The sequence below is a fragment of the Variovorax soli genome, from assembly GCF_031454625.1.
GTDB classification, from domain to species: Bacteria; Pseudomonadota; Gammaproteobacteria; order Burkholderiales; family Burkholderiaceae_C; genus Variovorax; species Variovorax soli_A.
Genome location: NZ_JAVDRF010000003.1, coordinates 515,051 through 532,647, shown reverse-complemented (window position 1 = coordinate 532,647; position 17,597 = coordinate 515,051). Strand labels below are relative to the sequence as shown.

At 70.2% G+C, this 17,597-nt stretch carries 8 protein-coding genes; 6 read left to right on the top strand and 2 right to left on the bottom strand.

Features of this window, described 5'->3' with window-relative positions; genetic code table 11:
- Positions 1–2 precede the first annotated feature (2 nt).
- A complete protein-coding gene (locus J2739_RS09600) occupies positions 3–887 on the bottom strand; it encodes a TauD/TfdA dioxygenase family protein (RefSeq protein WP_309900879.1) in 885 nt (294 codons plus the stop codon).
- 88 nt (positions 888–975) lie between these two features.
- On the bottom strand, positions 976–1,974 hold the full coding sequence (locus tag J2739_RS09595) for a class I SAM-dependent methyltransferase (RefSeq protein ID WP_405053863.1): 999 nt from the start codon (positions 1,972–1,974) through the stop codon (positions 976–978).
- Between the two features lie 119 nt (positions 1,975–2,093).
- Here J2739_RS09595 and J2739_RS09590 point away from each other — a divergent pair, with 119 nt between their 5' ends.
- The 6 genes from J2739_RS09590 to J2739_RS09565 all read left to right on the top strand — a co-directional run bounded on the left by J2739_RS09590 (position 2,094) and on the right by J2739_RS09565 (position 17,587).
- Positions 2,094–2,891, top strand: a complete 798-nt coding sequence (locus J2739_RS09590; RefSeq protein WP_309900875.1) for an SDR family oxidoreductase — start codon at positions 2,094–2,096, stop codon at positions 2,889–2,891.
- Positions 2,888–3,277 carry a dihydroneopterin aldolase gene (locus J2739_RS09585; protein ID WP_309900873.1) on the top strand — a complete coding sequence of 130 codons (390 nt, stop codon included), beginning with the start codon at positions 2,888–2,890 and terminating at the stop codon, positions 3,275–3,277. The genes J2739_RS09590 and J2739_RS09585 overlap by 4 nt, the downstream gene beginning before the upstream one ends.
- Before the next feature lie 3 nt (positions 3,278–3,280).
- Positions 3,281–4,219 (top strand): tRNA 2-thiocytidine(32) synthetase TtcA, encoded by a 939-nt coding sequence (gene ttcA, locus J2739_RS09580; protein WP_309900871.1) that lies wholly within the window; start codon positions 3,281–3,283, stop codon positions 4,217–4,219.
- Between the two features lie 7 nt (positions 4,220–4,226).
- Positions 4,227–4,868: a histidine phosphatase family protein gene (locus J2739_RS09575; RefSeq protein ID WP_309901109.1), complete on the top strand. Its 642-nt coding sequence runs from the start codon at positions 4,227–4,229 to the stop codon at positions 4,866–4,868.
- A 384-nt stretch (positions 4,869–5,252) separates the two neighbouring features.
- Positions 5,253–12,581 carry a polyketide synthase gene (locus J2739_RS09570; RefSeq protein ID WP_309900869.1) on the top strand — a complete coding sequence of 2,443 codons (7,329 nt, stop codon included), beginning with the start codon at positions 5,253–5,255 and terminating at the stop codon, positions 12,579–12,581.
- Positions 12,578–17,587 (top strand): non-ribosomal peptide synthetase, encoded by a 5,010-nt coding sequence (locus J2739_RS09565; RefSeq protein ID WP_309900867.1) that lies wholly within the window; start codon positions 12,578–12,580, stop codon positions 17,585–17,587. Before J2739_RS09570 ends, J2739_RS09565 begins: the two co-directional genes overlap by 4 nt.
- Positions 17,588–17,597 lie beyond the last annotated feature (10 nt).

Here is a 17,597-nt window from a genome sequence, read left to right as displayed (position 1 = left end):
CCTCAGAAAGGCGCATCGCCCTCGATGGTGGTGCGGTAGAGCTTGCGCCGCAGGTGGTCGGGTGTGCCCGCTGCGAGGTGCATCAGCGAACGGTTGTCCCAGAACACCAGGTCGTGCGGCGCCCAGCGGTGGCGGTACACGTACTCGGGCCGGACGCTGTGCGCGAACAGTTCGCCCAACAGCGCATCGCCCTCGCCCTGCGGCAACCCGACGATGCGAGTCGTGAAGTGCTCGCTGACGAACAGGGCCCTGCGTCCGGTCTCGGGATGGGTGCGCACCACCGGGTGCACGGACGGTGCAACCTGGTCGACTTGCGCCTGCGAGAGCTTCGGGCGCCAGGGATTTTTCGCGCGCAACTCCTCGTACTTCGCCAGATAGCTGTGCTCGGCCTTCATCGGCAGGATGCGCTGCTGCAATGCGGACGAAAGGCCTTCCCAGGCCAGGTGCTGGTCGGCGAACAGCGTGTCGCCGCCCTCGCTGGGCAGCTCCTGCGCATGCAGCAGCGAGCCCAGGCTGGGCTTGGGCTTGTACGAGAGGTCCGAATGCCAGTAGGCGCCGGCATCGCCCAGCCCCAGCGGCTCGCCGTCGGGCTTCTTGATGTTGGAAACGATCAGGATCTCCGGATGCCCCGCCAGGTGAAACTGGTGCAGCACATGGATCTCGAGAGGGCCGAACCGGCGGCTGAAGGCGATATGGGCTTCGGGCGTGACGCGCTGGTCGCGGAACACCAGCACATGGTGGTCCAGGTGCGCGCGGTGGATGCGCGCGAAGTCCGCCGTGTTGATGGGCTTGCCGATATCCAGGCCGAGCACCTCGGCGCCGACCGGCGCGTCCAAGCGGCGGATCTCGAAGTCCTGGGCCGGCGTGGTGTCAGAGGTGGCTGTCATTCGAAGGATTCATCGAGGAGCCGACCACTGTAGGAGCGTCATGGGCGATTGCCAAGGAATCGTTGCTTGCCGACCGGTTGCCCCGGACTCACAGCGTATGGCTGCGATCGCCCTCGGCGAAGCCCAAGGCCGTCCAGCCCTCGCCGACCGCGAAGCCGATCACCTTGAACAGCTCGCCCATCTCGTGCTCGTGGATCAGCCGCGCGGCGAGCGTGCGCTCGGCCAGCGATGCCGCTTCCATCATGGGCAGGATGCCGGCATTGAGCAGGAATCTCGCCTGGCTGGTGTACCCCAGCACCGCCAGCCCTGCATCCTGACCGGCCAGCGCGATGCCGGTGAAATCGACGTGGGCGGTGATGTCCTTGATGCCCACGTCGGCCAGCGGATCGGCGTCGGCCCGGTGGCCGCGATGGCACATGACGGTGCCCATATGGCGCTGCGGGTGGTAGTACTCGGCCTCGGGAAAGCCGTAGTCGATGAAGAAGGCGGCGCCCTGCTGCAGGCGCTCCGCCAGCGTGGCGATGAAGGCGCGGACCTGTGGGTGGATCTCGGTCAGGTAGTCGTGCGCGCCGGCGATCTCCTGCGGCGGACGCAGGGCCGTAGGCCGATCGTCCCAGGCAAAGCCAGCACCCTGCGCGACCACGCCGCGCTCGAACCATTGCCCGCCGCGCCGCGCCAGCAGCTGCACCGGCATTGCATCGAGCACCTCGTTGCCCACCACCACGCCGCGCATGCGCGGCGGCAGCTCCGACAGCCATTCGACCTTGGCGGCCCAGGGCGCGAGCGCCTGCTGCTGGCGCTCGCGCAGCGTGCCGGACAGGTCGACGATGCGGTAGCGCACGACGCGCTCGCCCAGTGCCCCGAGCAGCTGCGCGGCCAGCGCGCCCGAGCCGGCGCCGAATTCCCAGATCTCGTCGGTGCCGGTGTGCGCCAGCGCCTCGGCGAGCTGCAGCGCCAGCGTCCGGCCGAACAGCGGCGTGAGCTCGGGCGCCGTGACGAAGTCGCTGCCGGATTCGGGCATGTGGCCGAACTTGCGGCTCGCGTTGGCGTAATAGCCCAGGCCCGGCGCGTACAAGGCCAGGGCCATGAAGCGGTCGAAGGGCAGCCAGCCACCGTCGCGCTGCAAGGCGGCATCGATAATCCGGATCAGGGGGTTGGCGCGCTCGGCGCCCGGCTCCTCGTTCATAAGACAGGAAATCTATCAGCATGCGCGAACCCACCCCACGACCCGGCGTGCTCGTGACCGGCGGCGGCCGACGGCTCGGCGCCGCGCTCTGCGAAGCCTTCGCGCGCGCGGGCTGGCCGGTGTGGTGCCAGTACTACGCCTCGCGCGAAGAAGCCGAGGCCTTGTGCGAGCGGCTGCGGGGCGAGGGCCACAGCGCCAATGCGGTGGAGGCCGACATCGCCAGCGAGGCCAGGCGGCGCGCGCTGGTCGACCGGCTCTGCGCCGAAGGTCCGCTGGGCTGCATCGTCAACAACGCCTCGGGCTTCGAGCCCGACACCGGACTGGATTTCGACGAGGCCACGGCGTTGCGCCAGATCGGCCTGAATCTGATTGCACCGCTGGACTTCGCGCGCCTGCTGGCGCGGCACGCCGCAGAGGGCGACGGCATCGACCGCTGCGCGCTCCACATCCTCGATCAGAAGGTCTACAACCTGAACCCCGACTATTTCTCCTACACCGTGTCCAAGCTGGCCCTGGAGCGCACAGTGGCGTTGCAGGCGCAGGCGCTGGCGCCGGCCGTGCGGGTGTGCGGCGTGGCCCCGGGCATCCTCTTCCAGAGCGGGCCGCAGGACGAGGCCAACTTCCTGCAGGCCGCACGCGCCAACCCGATGCGCCGGCCCATCGACCCCGCCGACGTCGCGCGCGCCTGCGTCTTTCTCGCCGGCACGCCCAGCGTGACCGGCACCACCCTCAGCGTGGACAACGGCCAGCATCTGGTTCCGCTGCCGCGCGACATCATGTTCGTCGTCGACGAGCTGCTGAAAGGCCCCACGCCATGAGCCATCCCCCCATCGACCCGCTGCTCGCCACATGCCGGCGTCTCTTCCTGCGCGACTACGAGGTGTGGATCAACATCGGCGTCCATGAGTTCGAGAAGCGCGCGGAGCAGCGCGTGATCATCAATGTCGACCTCTATGTCCCGCTGGATGTCTCGACGCCCAAGTCCGACGAGCTCGATGAGGTGGTCGACTACGACTTCATCCGACGCACCGTCGCCACGCGCCTCTCCAAGGGCCACATCCACTTGCAGGAAACGCTGTGCGACGACATCCTCGAGCAGGTGCTCGCGCATCCCAAGGTGCAGGCGGCGCGGGTGTCGACCGCCAAGCCCGACGTGTACCCCGACTGCGACGCGGTGGGTGTCGAAGTTTTCCGGAGCAAATGAGCCATGAGTGCCGTATGGATCGATGACGAAGCATCCTCGTCCAGCAACAACAGCCTGAAGATCGAGCGCGAGAACCACAAGCTCGAAAAGCGGCTGTGCCGCGAGGTGGGCCGCGCCATCTTCGACTACAACATGATCGAGGACGGCGACAAGGTCATGGTCTGCGTCTCGGGCGGCAAGGACAGTTATGCGCTGCTCGACATCCTGCTCAAGTTGCGCGCCCGCGCGCCGGTGCATGTCGATATCGTCGCAGTCAACCTTGACCAGAAGCAGCCCGGCTTTCCCGAGGAGGTGCTGCCCACCTACCTGAAGGCGCTGGGCGTGCCTTTCCATATCGAGGAGCAGGACACCTACTCGATCGTCAAGCGGGTCGTTCCCGAGGGAAAGACCACCTGCGGCCTGTGCAGCCGGCTGCGCCGCGGCATCCTCTATCGCGTGGCCGACGAACTGGGCGCCACCAAGGTCGCGCTGGGCCATCACCGCGACGACATGCTGCAGACCTTCTTCCTGAACATGTTCTTCGCCGGCAAGCTCAAGTCCATGCCGCCGAAGCTGGTTAGCGATGACGGCCGGCACGTCGTGATCCGGCCCCTGGCCTACGTGGCCGAGAAGGACCTGGTGCGCTGGGCCCGGCACCGTGCCTTCCCCATCATTCCCTGCACCCTCTGCGGCAGCCAGGAGAACCTTCAGCGCAAGCAGGTCGGCGAGATGCTGCGCGAATGGGAGCGCAAGCACCCGGGGCGCATCGAGAACATGTTCAATGCGCTGCAGAACGTGGTGCCCTCGCATCTGCTGGACGGAACGTCGTTCGACTTCAAGGGGCTGAAGGCGACCGGCGTTGCCGACGAGGAGGGCGACAAGGCCTTCGACCCGCCCGACTTCCCGGCACCGTCGCCGCTTCGCGCCCTTGGCGTACGGATGTCCGGGCCAGGTTCTCCCTAGAATTTCCCTGATGGAGGTCACCCGACTCATCGCCGTGCGTCACGGCGAAACCGCCTGGAACGTCGACACCCGCATCCAGGGACAGCTCGACATCGCCCTCAACGCGACCGGACTGTGGCAAGCCCGGCGCGTCGGGGAGGCGCTGGCGGAGGAGCCGATCGCCGCCATCTATGCCAGCGACCTGGCCCGTGCCTGGCAGACCGCGCTCGAGATCGCACGCCCGCTCGGCATCGAGGTCCAGGCCGAGCCCAGGCTGCGCGAGCGCGCCTTCGGCCATTTCGAGGGCCGCACCTTCGCCGACATCGACGCCACCCTGCCCGAGCAGGCCCGGCTCTGGCGCACCCGCGATCCGGCGTTCGCGCCGGAAGGCGGCGAATCGCTGTTGGATTTCAGGGCGCGCGTTACCGACGTCGCGGCGCAGCTGGCGGCGCGCCACCCGGGCGAGCTGGTGGCGCTGGTGGCGCACGGCGGCGTGATGGACGTGCTCTACCGCGCTGCCACCGGCCAGGAATTGCAAGCGCCGCGCACCTGGCACCTGGGCAATGCCGCCATCAACCGCCTTCTCTGGACCCCCCAGGGTTTCACGCTCGTCGGCTGGGGCGATACCGGGCACCTCGATCAGGGTTCGCTGGACGAAGCGACGGCTTGACTCGGCGCCGGCCCATGGAGGCCTCCTAAATAGAACTTTTCTATGAGTTCCTACCGCTTTCAAGGCATTGCGGTAGCCCGTTTGTATTCAAATTGTAAAAAGACGGGCAGAATCGTGTCCGCACGGGCTTCCGGGCGACGCCCTGATCCGCAACCAGATGCGTCGAATGTTGCAGAGCTTCCGAATGGCATAGGCAACCGGCATGGCTTTCGTACGGTGGCGAAATACGCCGCCAGAGAGCAATATCGGCCCCGAGCGGTTTTGAATGCTTTGTAATTACTCGCCGTGGGGACGGATACATGTGTTGCCGGGCGAACGTGGCGACATCGACACACACACGGGGCTACGACGGGAAGGGCTAGTTCAATGCGGAATCAACAGTTCATGGAGCACGAACCTCTGCCCTCCTCGTCGAACGAGCCCGCCATGCTTTCGCTGGCCGACCTGTTCGCGCCACGTGCCGGCAAGCCCGCGCAGGACGCGGTGCAGGCCTCCAGCCTGGACGTCCCGCCCTCCCTGGCCTCGCTGTGGGCGACGGAGGCCCGGCAAGGTGGCTACCTCCCGGACACGCTGTTCGCCGCGGCCTGGGTGCTGCTGCAATCCCGCTGGCTGGGCACGCCATCGGTGGAATTCCATGAGTCGCTGGGTGCCGGGGCCTCGACCCGGCTCGAACTGCATTGCGACCCCGACAACTCGGCCTGGCAATGGATTGCCCAGGTCGACCGCGCTCGCCGGGAGGCCCGGCCGGCCGGGACCTCCGAGCTCCCTTTTGCGCGCTGGCTGCGCGCCGGCGCGGCCCATGACGCCGGCGCGCCGGCCATGCTCCAGCTGGGCTTCCAGGAGCCGGCCTCGCTGCGGCTGTCCGGTGCCGCCTCCCTGACGGACAGTGCGCTCGAGACCGGCCTGCTGCTGGCGCTGGCCGAAGCCGCCGCCGACCTGCTCGACCGCCCCGAGTCCCGCCTGCGCGAGATCCGCACCCTGGCCGCTGTCGACCGGCAACGGCAGCTCGACGCCTGGAACGCCGCGCCCGGCACCTTCGACCCGGCGCTGACCGTCCACGCCCTGTTCGAACGCCAGGTGGCCGCACGCGGCGAAGCAGTCGCGCTGATCGGCGAAACCGGTGCGCTGAGCTACCGGGCTTTGAACCAGGAGGCCGACCGCCTGGCCCGCCGCCTCCAGGCCCGGGGCGTGCGCGCCGGCGACACCGTGGGCGTGCTGCTCGACCGCTCGAGCGCCGCCGTGGTGGCGCTGCTCGGCATCCTGAAGGCCGGCGCGGCCTATGTGCCGGTGCAGCCGGATTTCCCGGCCGAGCGCATTGCCTTCATGCTGGCCCATTCCGACGTCGGCCTGGTCCTGACGCAGGCTGCCTATACGGCGCTGGTGCCCGCCGAGCGGCCCGCGCTCGTGATCGACGAGGCGCCCGCGGCCGCCGAAGCCACGTTGCCGCCCTTCGCGCCGGCCGCAGCGGATGGCGAATCGGTCGCCTACGTGATGTACACCTCGGGCTCGACCGGCACGCCCAAGGGCATCGAGATCTGCCACCGCTCGATCCTGCGGCTGGTGATGGAGGCGAACTACGTCGAGCTGCCCCCCGGCGAGGCCATGCTGCACGCAGCGCCGCTGGGCTTCGATGCCTCGACCCTGGAGATCTGGGGCCCGCTCCTCAACGGCGGTGTCTGCGTGGTGCACGACGAGAAAGTGCCCAGCGGCGCCGGCCTCGCGCGCACCATCGCCCGCCACCGGGTGAAGACCGCCTGGCTGACGGCCGGACTCTTCAACGCCATCGTCGACGACGACCCGGCCCAACTCGCCGGATTGCGCCATCTGCTGACCGGCGGCGAGGCGCTGTCCGTGCCGCATGTGCGGCGCGCGCTGGCCGCCCTGCCGGGCACCACGCTGATCAACGGCTACGGCCCGACCGAGTGCACCACCTTCGCCGCCACCCACCGCATTCCGCGCGACCTGCCGGCGGATGCGCGCTCGGTGCCCATCGGCCGCCCCATCAATGAGACCGTGCTGCGCGTGCTGAGCCCCTCGATGGCGCTGCTGCCCGCCGGACTGGTCGGCGAGCTGTGCATCGGCGGCCGCGGCCTGGCGCGCGGCTACCTGCAAAGCCCCGAGCTCACGGCCGCGCGCTTCGTGGCCGACCCCTTCGTCCCCGGCGAGCGCCTCTACCGCACCGGTGACCAGGTGCGCTGGCTGCCGGACGGCACCATCGAGTACATCGGCCGCATCGACGGCCAGGTGAAGATCCGCGGCCACCGCATCGAGACCGGCGAGATCGAGGCGGCGCTGCTGGCCCACCCCGCGCTCAAGTCCTGCGCCGTCGTGCCGCAGAAGGACGCGGCCGGCCGCCTGCGCCTGGTGGCCTACCTGGTTTCCCGCGGCGCCGAGCTGCCCTGGAGCGCGCTGCGCCAGCACTTGGCCGAGCACCTGCCGGAGGCCATGATCCCCTCGGCGGCCGTCTGGCTGGCGCAGCTGCCCGTTACCACCAACGGCAAGCTGGACCGCCGCGCCCTGCCCGAGCCCGCGCGAGAGCGGCCCGAACTCGCGCAGCCCTATGCGGAAGCGCGCAACGAGGCGGAGCGCCGCGTCTGCGCCGCCTTCGCCCGCGCGCTGGGCATCGACCTGGTCGGGCGCGACGACAACTTCTTTGACCTGGGCGGCGATTCGCTGCTGGTGCTGCGCGTGCTCAAGGACCTGCAGCAGGGCAGCGCGCGGCGTCTCGGCACCAACCTGTTCTTCCGCCAGCCGACGCCGGCTGCGCTGGCCGCCGACATGCAGGCCGCCGAGGCGCCGGTCGCGATTTCCGCCGAACGCGCGCCCGCCCGGCCCGCTGCCCGCAGCGACAGCGAAGCCGTCGCCCTGGTGGCGATGGCCGGCCGCTTCCCGGGCGCCGCGGACGTGGAGCAGTTCTGGGACAACCTCATGGCCGGTCGCGAGTCGATCAGCTTCTTCGACGATGCCGCGCTGGATGCCGGCGTGAGCGCGGCATTGCGTGCCGACCCGCTCTATGTGCGTGCCCGCGGCGTGCTCGACGGCATCGAGAACTTCGATGCCGCCTTCTTCGGCATCAACCCGAAGGAAGCCGAGCTGATGGACCCGCAGCAGCGCGTCTTTCTCGAGATCTGCTGGGAATGCCTGGAGCGCGGCGGCTATGCGCCGGACCAGGCGCCCGGCCCGGTCGGCGTGTACGCCGGCATGTACAACGCCACCTACTTCCAGCGCCACGTCGCCACGCGGCCCGATCTGGTGGAGATGGTGGGCGAATTCCAGGTGATGCTGGCCAACGAGAAGGACTACATCACCACCCGCGTTGCGAACAAGCTCAACCTCACCGGCCCGGCCGTCAGCGTGCACACCGCCTGCTCGACCTCGCTGGTGGCGGTGGCGCAGGCCTTCCATGCGCTGCGCACCGGCCAATGCCGCATGGCGCTGGCCGGCGGCGCCTCGGTCACCTGCCCGCCGAGGAGCGGTTATCTCTACAACGAGGGCTCGATGCTCTCGCCCGACGGCCACACGCGCAGCTTCGATGCCAAGGCCAAGGGCACCGTCTTCAGCGATGGCGCGACGGTGGTGCTGCTCAAGCGCCTGTCGGATGCGATCGCCGACGGCGACACCATCTACGCCGTGCTGCGCGGCGCGGCCGTCAACAACGACGGGGGCGCCAAGGCCAGCTTCACCGCGCCCAGCGTGGACGGCCAGGCGGCAGTGATCGAGGCCGCGCTCGCGCAGTCCGGCGTGGCCGCGCGCAGCATCTCCTATGTCGAGACGCACGGCACCGCGACGCCGATGGGCGACCCGATCGAGGTCGAGGGCCTGGTGCGCGCCTATGCGGCGCACACGGCCGACAAGGGCTTCTGCACGATCGGTTCGGTCAAGAGCAACGTCGGCCACATGGTCACGGCGGCCGGTGCGGCGGGGCTGATCAAGACCGCGCTCGCGCTGCACTGCGAAGCGATCCCGGCCAGCCTGCACTACGAAGCGCCGAATCCGGCCATCGATTTCGCCGCCACGCCCTTCAGCGTCAACAGCGAACTGCGCCCGTGGCCGCGCGGCGCCGAGCCGCGCCGCGCGGGCGTCAGCGCCTTCGGCGTGGGCGGCACCAACGCGCACGTGATCGTCGAAGAGGCGCCGCCGCGCGAGCCCTCCGAGCCCGCCACCGGCCCGCAGCTGCTGATGCTGTCGGCGCGCTCGCCGGCCGCGCTCGCGACCGCCGCGGTCCAGCTGGCCGACCATCTCGACACCCACCGCGATCTCTCGCTGGCCGACGTCGCCCACACGCTGCGCGTCGGCCGCAAGGCCTTTGCCCAGCGCGCCTGCGTGGTGGCCGAATCCATCGATCAGGCCGTGGCCGCCCTGCGCAGCGCGGACTCCCCGGCGCGCGCCGGCGCCGCCGCTGCGGCATGGGTGCCGCAGCCGGTCTTCATGTTCCCCGGCCAAGGCGCGCAGTACGCCGGCATGGGTCTGGCGTTGCATGCGGCCGAGCCCGTGTTCCGCGCCGCCTTCGACGAATGCCTCGCCGCCTTCGAAGGCGTGCTGGACTTCGACCTGCGCGAGCGCATCGCCTCGACGGACGCGGCCGCGCTGTCCCCGACCTCGGTCACGCAGCCCGCCACCTTCGCGCTCGAATACGCGCTGGCCCGCCAGCTGATGTCGCTGGGCGTGACGCCCGCGGCCATGATCGGCCACAGCGTGGGCGAATTCGCCGCCGCGGTGCTGGCCGGCGTGATGCGCCTGGAAGACGCGGCCCGGCTGGTCGCGCGCCGCGGCGCCCTCATGCAGGCGCAGCCGGCGGGCATCATGCTCTCGGTGCGCCTGGCCGCCGCCGAGCTCCTGCCGCTGCTGCCCGAAGGCATCTCGCTGGCCGCAGACAACGGCCCGGCCGTCTCGGTCGCCGCCGGTCCGGCCGAGGCCATCGAGCAGCTGCGCGCCGCGCTGGAAGCCAAGGGCATCGTCGCCAAGGCGCTGCAGACCTCGCATGCCTTCCATTCCGCGATGATGGAACCCGCCGTCGCGCCCTTCGAGGCGCTGGTCGGCGAACTCACGCTCTCGGCGCCGCGCCTGCCGATCTACTCGACACTGACCGGCCGCCTGCTGAGCGCCGAGGAAGCGACCGACCCGCGCTACTGGGCCCGGCACCTGCGCGAAACGGTGCGCTTCTCGCCCGCCGTGCGCGAAGTGCTGGCCCAGCTCGCCCATCCGCTCTTCATCGAACTCGGACCGCGCAACACCCTGGCCACGCTGGTGCGCCAGCACGCGACCAAGGCCCTGCCCGCGCCCGCCGTCTCGCTGCTGGCCGACCAGCCGGCGAGCGAATGCGCCGCCTGGCGCCTGGCCGCCGGCCGGCTCTGGGCGCAGGGCGCCGAGATCGATCTCGCTCCGCTGGACCGGCGCGCGCGCAAGCACCGCGTGCGCCTGCCCACCACCCCCTTCGAGCGCAAGCGCTTCTGGGTCGACATCGCATCGTCGGCATCGGTCGCGCCTGCGCTCGCTTCTTCTTCCCTTCCCGTCGCACCGAGCCCCCTGATTCCGGAGTCTCCAATGTCTGCTGCAGCCGCCACTTCCGCGCCGCCCGCGCGCCGCGCCTCGCTCGTCACCCGCCTGCGCGAGCTGTTCGAGAACCTCTCCGGTGCCGACATGGCCGAGGTCGACGGGTCCGCGCCCTTCGTCGAGATCGGGCTGGACTCGCTCACGCTCACGCAGGCCGCGCTGCAGGTGAAGAAGACCTTCAAGGTCAACCTGAGCTTCCGCCAGCTGATGGAGAGCTATCGCAGCTTCGATGCGTTGGCCGAGTTCCTCGATGCCACGCTGCCGCCCGAGGCGGCGCCCGCGGCACCTGCCGCTGTGGCCATGCCCGCGGCCGTGGCGCCGCAGCAGGCGATGGCGGTGACGCCCGTGCCTGCACAGGCAATGCCGGCGGTGCAGGTCCTGCAGCCCCTGGCCATGGCCACGGCGGCCGGCGGCAGCCTAGTCCAGCAGGTCATCGCGCAACAGATGCAACTGATGCAACAGCAACTCGCATTGCTGTCGGCGGCGCCGATGGTGCCGGCCAGCCCTGTGCTGCCGGTCCCGTCGGTGGAGCAACCCACGCCCATGGCCACCGCCGCGGCCACGGCGTCCAACACCCCTGAGCCGGCGACGGCCGAGGAGCCGGTCCCGGCGCCGAAGTACGACGTCAAGAAGGCCTTCGGCGCGATCGCCCGCATCCACACCCAAAGCAAGGAACCGACCGAGCGCCAGAAGGCGCGGCTGGCCGCCTTCATGCGGCGCTACGTGGAGCGCACGCAAAAGAGCAAGGCCTTCACCGAGCGCAACCGCCCGCACATGGCCGACCCGCGCGTGGTCAATGGCTTCCGCCCTGCCACCAAGGAGATCACCTACCAGATCGTGGTCGAGCGCTCCAAGGGCTCGCGCATGTGGGACATCGACGGCAACGAGTACGTCGACACGCTCAACGGTTTCGGCATGAACCTGTTCGGATGGACGCCCGACTTCATCAACGAAGCGGTGAAGAAGCAGCTCGACCTCGGCTACGAGATCGGCCCGCAGCATCCGCTGGCGGCCGACGTGACCCGGCTCCTGTGCGAGCTCACCGGCTTCGACCGCGCGGCCCTGTGCAACACCGGCTCCGAGGCCGTGATGGCGGCGCTGCGTATCGCGCGCACGGTCACCGGCCGCAGCACCGTGGTGCTGTTCACCGGCTCCTACCATGGCACCTTCGACGAGGTGCTGGTGCGCGCCGGCCGCAATGGCAAGGGCATGTCGGCCGCGCCCGGCGTGCTGCAGGGCATGTTCGGCGATGTGCGGGTGCTCGACTACGGAACGCCCGAGGCGCTCGAATTCATCCGCACCAACGCCGACGACCTGGCCGCCGTGCTGGTCGAGCCGGTGCAGAGCCGCCGGCCCGACTTCCAGCCGCGCGAGTTCCTGCGCGAGGTGCGCGCCATCACCGAGAAGTCCGAGACCTGCCTGATCTTCGACGAGGTCATCACCGGCTTCCGCTGCGACCTGGGCGGCGCGCAGGCGCTGTTCGGCATCCGCGCCGACCTCGCCACCTACGGCAAGGTGCTGGGCGGCGGCTTCCCGGTCGGCGTGATCGCCGGCAAGCGCACCTACATGGATGCGCTGGACGGCGGCCCCTGGCAGTACGGGGACGACTCCGTGCCCACCGTGGGGGTGACCTACTTCGCAGGCACCTTCGTGCGGCATCCGCTGGCGCTGGCCGCCTCCAAGGCCGCGCTGGAGCACCTCAAGCAGGACAACAACAAGCTGCAGACGCAGCTCAACCTGCACACAGCGGCCATGGCCGACGAGCTCACGGCCTTCTGCCGCGAGGTCGGCGCGCCGCTGGAGATCCGCTACTTCTCGTCGCTGTGGCGCGTGAGCTGGCTGGAAGACCATCCGCTGCAGGACCTGCTGTTCGCGATGATGCGCAGCCGCGGCGTGCACATCCTGGACAACTTCCCCTGCTTCATGACCACCGCGCATACGCAGCAGGACATCGCGACCATCAAGTCGGCCTTCAAGGAGTCCATCGCCGAGATGCAGGAAGCCGAGCTGCTGCCGCGCCGCGCCGCGCCGAAGATGGCGCTCGATCCGGCACATCCTCCTACGCCGAATGCCCGCCTGGGACGCGACAAAGACGGGCAGCCGGCCTGGTTCGTTCCCGATCCGAAGGCCCAAGGCAAGTTCACCAAGTACCAAGCATGAGCAACGCTGCCGTCGCCATCCTGTCCGCCGAGGACGCTGCCGAGGACTTCGATCCCTTCGCCACGGGCCTGATCGAGCGCATCGTCCCCACCACTGAGGCGCAGCGCGAGGTCTGGCTCGGCGACCGTCTGAGTCCCGAGGCGTCGCTGGCCTACAACGAATCGATGCGGCTGCGCCTGAAAGGCCCGCTGGACACGCCCGCGCTGACCTTGGCGCTGGACCGCCTGGTGGCGCGCCACGAGTCGCTGCGCGCCACCATCTCGCCGGACGGCACGCAGCTGCTGATCGGCGAGCCGGCCCCGGTCGCGCTGGTGGAGCATGACCTGGGCACGCTCGATCCGGCCGCCCAGAAGCGCCGCCTGGAGGACGACGGCGTGGCCGTGGTGCTCGAGCGCTTCAACCTCGAGCAGGGGCCGCTGTTCCGCGCAGCGCTCTACCGGCTCTCGCCGAGCGACCATGTGCTGGTGCTGAGCGCCCATCACGCGATCTGCGACGGCTGGTCCTGGGGCGTGATCAGCCAGGACCTGGGCGCGCTCTATGCCGAGCAGATCGGCGCCGGCCCGTCGCTGGAGCCGGCCGCGCAGTACTCCGACTACGCCGCCTGGGAAATCCAGGAGGCCAACAGCCCCGAGATGGACGCCCACACCGGCTACTGGCTCTCGCGCTATGCCGGCGGCAGCCTGCCGGTGCTGGAGCTTCCGCTGGACCGTCCGCGCCCGCCGGTGCGCACCTTCAATGCCTACCGCATCGACCACGTGCTGGACCAGGGCCTGATCGACGGCCTGCGCAAGTTCGGCGCCACCGCCGGCACCAGCCTGTTCGCCACCATGTTCAGCGCCTTCGCCGCCATGCTGCACCGGCTCACCGCGCAGGACGACCTGGTGGTCGGCATCGCCGCCGCCGGCCAGATGCCGAGCGACATGCCTTCGCTGGTGGGCCACTGCGTCAACCTGCTGCCGATCCGGGTCGCGGTCGATGCGCAGGCGCCCTTCGACAAGCTGGCGCGCGCATGCGGCAGCACGCTGCTCGATGCCTTCGAGCACCAGACCCTGACCTACGGCGCGCTGCTCAAGAAGCTGCCGGTGCCGCGCGATCCCAGCCGCCTGCCGCTGGTGAACGTGCTGTTCAACGTCGACCGCGATGCGGCGCCCAACGACGGCAACTTCCCCGATCTCAAGGTCGAGCAGAGCACCATCGGCCGGCGCTACGAGAACTTCGAGCTGTTCCTGAACATCACGCCCGTGGTGGGCGGCATGCAGATGGAGGCCCAGTACAACGCCGACCTCTACGACGATGCGACCGTGCGCCGCTGGCTCGGCATGTACGAGCAGCTGCTGCGCGACGTGGTGCGGCAGCCCGCGCAGCAAGTGGGCCGGCTCACGCTGATGTCGGACGCGCAGGTGCACGAGCTCGCGGCCCTGCAGCCGGCGCCGACGCCGATCGAAGGCGCGCCGCTGATGCATGCCGGGTTCCTGGCGCAGGCGGCGGCGCAGCCCGAACGCCCCGCCTTGCGCGACGGCACCCAGCGCCTGAACTACCGCGAGCTCGACGAACGCTCCAACCGCCTGGCCCATGCGCTGCGTGCGCGCGGCATGGGCCGCGGCGAACGCGTCGGCCTGTGCCTGGACCGCGGCTTCGACATGTTCGTCGCCCTGCTCGCGGTGCTCAAGAGCGGCGCGGCCTACGCGCCGCTGGATCCGGCCTTCCCGCAAGCCCGGCTGGATTACTACGCCGAGGATGCAAAGCTCGGCCTGCTGCTGACTTCCTCCGCCATCGCCGCCGCGCCCCATGCCTGGCGCGAGGACGCCGCCGAGCGCGTGCTGCTGCTGGACCGCGACACCGCCTGGCTGGATCAGCCCGCCACCGCCCTGCCCGCCAGCGCGCAGGACGCGCAGGCCGAAGACACGGCCTACGTGATCTACACCTCCGGGTCCACCGGCAAGCCCAAGGGCGTGTGCGTGCCGCACCGCGCGGTCGCCAACCTGCTGCTGACCATGCAGCGCGAGCCCGGCATCGGCCCCGGGGACCGGCTGGCTGCGGTCACGACCCTGTCCTTCGACATGGCGGTGCCCGAGGTCATGCTGCCGCTGGCCGCCGGCGCCGAGATCGTGATCGTGCAGCGCGAGGTCGCGATGGATGGCAACCGGCTGCGCGCGCTGCTCGAATCCGAAGCCGTCACCATCCTGCAGGCCACGCCCGGCATGTGGCGGCTGCTGCTCGATGCGCAATGGTCGGGCCCGCGCGGCTTCCGCGCATGGATCGGCGCCGAGCCGGTGCCGGCCGACCTCGCGCTCGAGCTGATGGACCGGACCAGCGAGCTCTGGAACCTCTACGGCCCGACCGAGACCACCGTCTGGTCCACCGTCTGGCGCATGGAGCGCCCGATCGTCGCGGCGCGCGGCGTCTCCATCGGCAAGCCGATGGCCAATACCGGCGTCTGGATCCTCGACGCCAACCTGCAGCCCTGCCCGATCGGCGTGCCGGGCGAGATCTGCATCAGTGGCCTGGGCGTGACCCTGGGCTACCTCGATCGGCCCGAGCTGACGGCCGAGCGCTTCGTCACCACGCCCATCGACGGCGAGCGAACACTCGTCTACCGCACCGGCGACCGCGGCCGCTGGCGCAACGACGGCCTGCTGGAGCACATGGGCCGCTTCGACTTCCAGGTGAAGGTGCGGGGCTACCGCATCGAGCTCGGCGAGATCGAGGCCGGTTGCAACGAGGTCGACGGCGTCGCACGCAGCGTGGTGATCACGCGCGAGGACCAGCCGGGCGACGTGCGCCTCGTGGCCTACCTGGCCGCTTCGCCAGGCGCCACGGTGGACCTGGCCGCACTCGACAGCCACCTCCGCGCCCGCCTGCCGCAGTACATGCTTCCGCAGCACGTGGTCCTGCTGGATGCCATCCCGCTGCTGCCCAACGGCAAGGTCGACCGCAAGGCCCTGCCCAAGCCCAGCGCCACGCACCAGGACGCGGCCGAGCGCCTGGCGCCGCGCAACGAGCGCGAACGCATCGTGCTGCAGACCATGGAGCGCGTGCTCAACCTGCCGGGCCTGGGCATCCGCGACGACTTCTTCTCGCTGGGCGGCCATTCGCTGCTGGCGGCGCGGCTGACGACGCTGCTGAGCCGAGAGTTCGAGCGCACGGTGCCGCTGCGCCTGCTCTTCGAGGCGCCGACCGCCGAGCGGCTGGCCGCCGCCATCGAAGGCCTGGACGGCAGCAACGCGCCGCGCAGCGCGCCGATTGCGCATGTGGCCGATCGCCGCAGCGCCCCGCTCACGCCGATGCAGGAGCGCATCCGCTTCGTCGAGGAGCTGCATCCGGGCCGGCCGACTTACAACGCGCCCTCGGCGCATCGACTCGGCGGCCCGCTGGACGTGCAGAAGTTCAAGGCGGCGCTGGCCATGATCATCGAGCGCCAGCCCTCGCTGCGCACCGCCGTCGGTCCCGACCCTGCCACGGGCGAGCCCGCCGCGCTGATCGCGGAAAAGCTGGCCTACGAGCTGCCCGTCTTCGACCTGGGCGCGCTGCCCGAGGACCAGCGCGAGGCCGAGCTGGTCGAGCGCATGCACGCGCTGGCCGCCCGGCCCATCGACATCCATCGGGCGCCCCTGTTCCACGCGGCGCTGTTCCGCATCGCCGAGGACGACCACGCCTTCGTCTTCGTGCCGCACCACCTGATCTGGGACGGCTGGTCCTTCGACGTGCTGCAGAGCGAGCTCTCGACGATCTACGGCGCGTTGGTACGCGGCGAGCCGCACGGCCTGCCCGAGCTGGCCGTGACCCACGGCGACTACGCCGACTGGTATGCGAAGTGGCTGACCGAGCCCGAGTTCGAGTCGCAACTGCGCTATTGGAAGGACCGCTTCGCCAACTCGCCCACGCCCAAGGCGCCGCGCACCGACATGCCGCGCAAGGCCGGCATGAGCGGCCAGGGCGGCGCGCACTGGATCAACGTCGACAAGGCGCTCACCGAGCGGCTGCGCGAGATCGGCCAGCGCAACGACGTCACGCTCAACATGCTGACGCTGGGCATCTATATCGTGATGATGAGCAGCATCATCGACAGCCGCGCGATCGTCATCGCAACGCCGGTGCGCGGCCGCGAGGCGCCCGAGCTGGAGCCGGTGATGGGCTTCTTCAACAACGTCCTGCCGCTGTCCTTCCAGGTCGATCCGGGCCTGCGCTTCGGCGAGTTCATGCGCTACGTGAAGCAGGAGCTGATCGCCGTGATGAGCCATCAGCAGATCCCCTTCGAGCGCCTGGTGAGCGAGCCCGAGTTCGCGGAGCGGGCGCAGGGCGTGGGGCTGTACCAGGCGCTGTTCTCCTTCCAGGATGCACGCGAGCGGCCGCGCGACATCGGCGGCCTCGCGCACCGGCAGATGCACCTGCCGCAGCGCGGCGCGACCGACGACCTCGGCATCTGGCTGATGGACAAGCCGCAGGGCCTCGAAGGCGCCGTGGTCTACAACGCCGACATCTATCAGCGCGAGACCGGTGCCGCCTTCAAGGAGCGCTACCTGGAACTGCTGCGCAAGGTGGCCCAGCAGCCCGATGCGACCCTGGCGGCGCTCTCCGCGCCGGAAGGCTCGGAGAGCGCGATCTACCTGCAGCGCCTTGCGGCCGGCGCAGCCCCGGCGCCCAGCGCAGCCGAGGCCGTGGCCGCGCGCCCGGCGCAGGCACAGCCGGTGCTGCTGCTGCCTGAGCAGGCCAAGCTGGCGCAGATCTGGGCCAGCGCACTCGCCATCGACGTCAACGACATCCGCGCCAACGACAATTTCTTCGACCTGGGCGGCGACTCGCTGCTGGCGATGCGCGTGGTGCAGCAGGCCGAGCAGGTGATGGGCTTCCGCGTGGAGCCCCGGCGCTATGTGTTCGAGAGCCTGGGACAGCTGGCCTCGGCCGCCGCCGGCGCCCCGGTGGAAGCGGCGGCCGGGTCGGCCAACAGCGGCACGAAGCGTGGAGGCCTGCTCGGTCGCGTGCTGGGCTGGGGCCGCAAGAGCTGAGGAGAGGCGC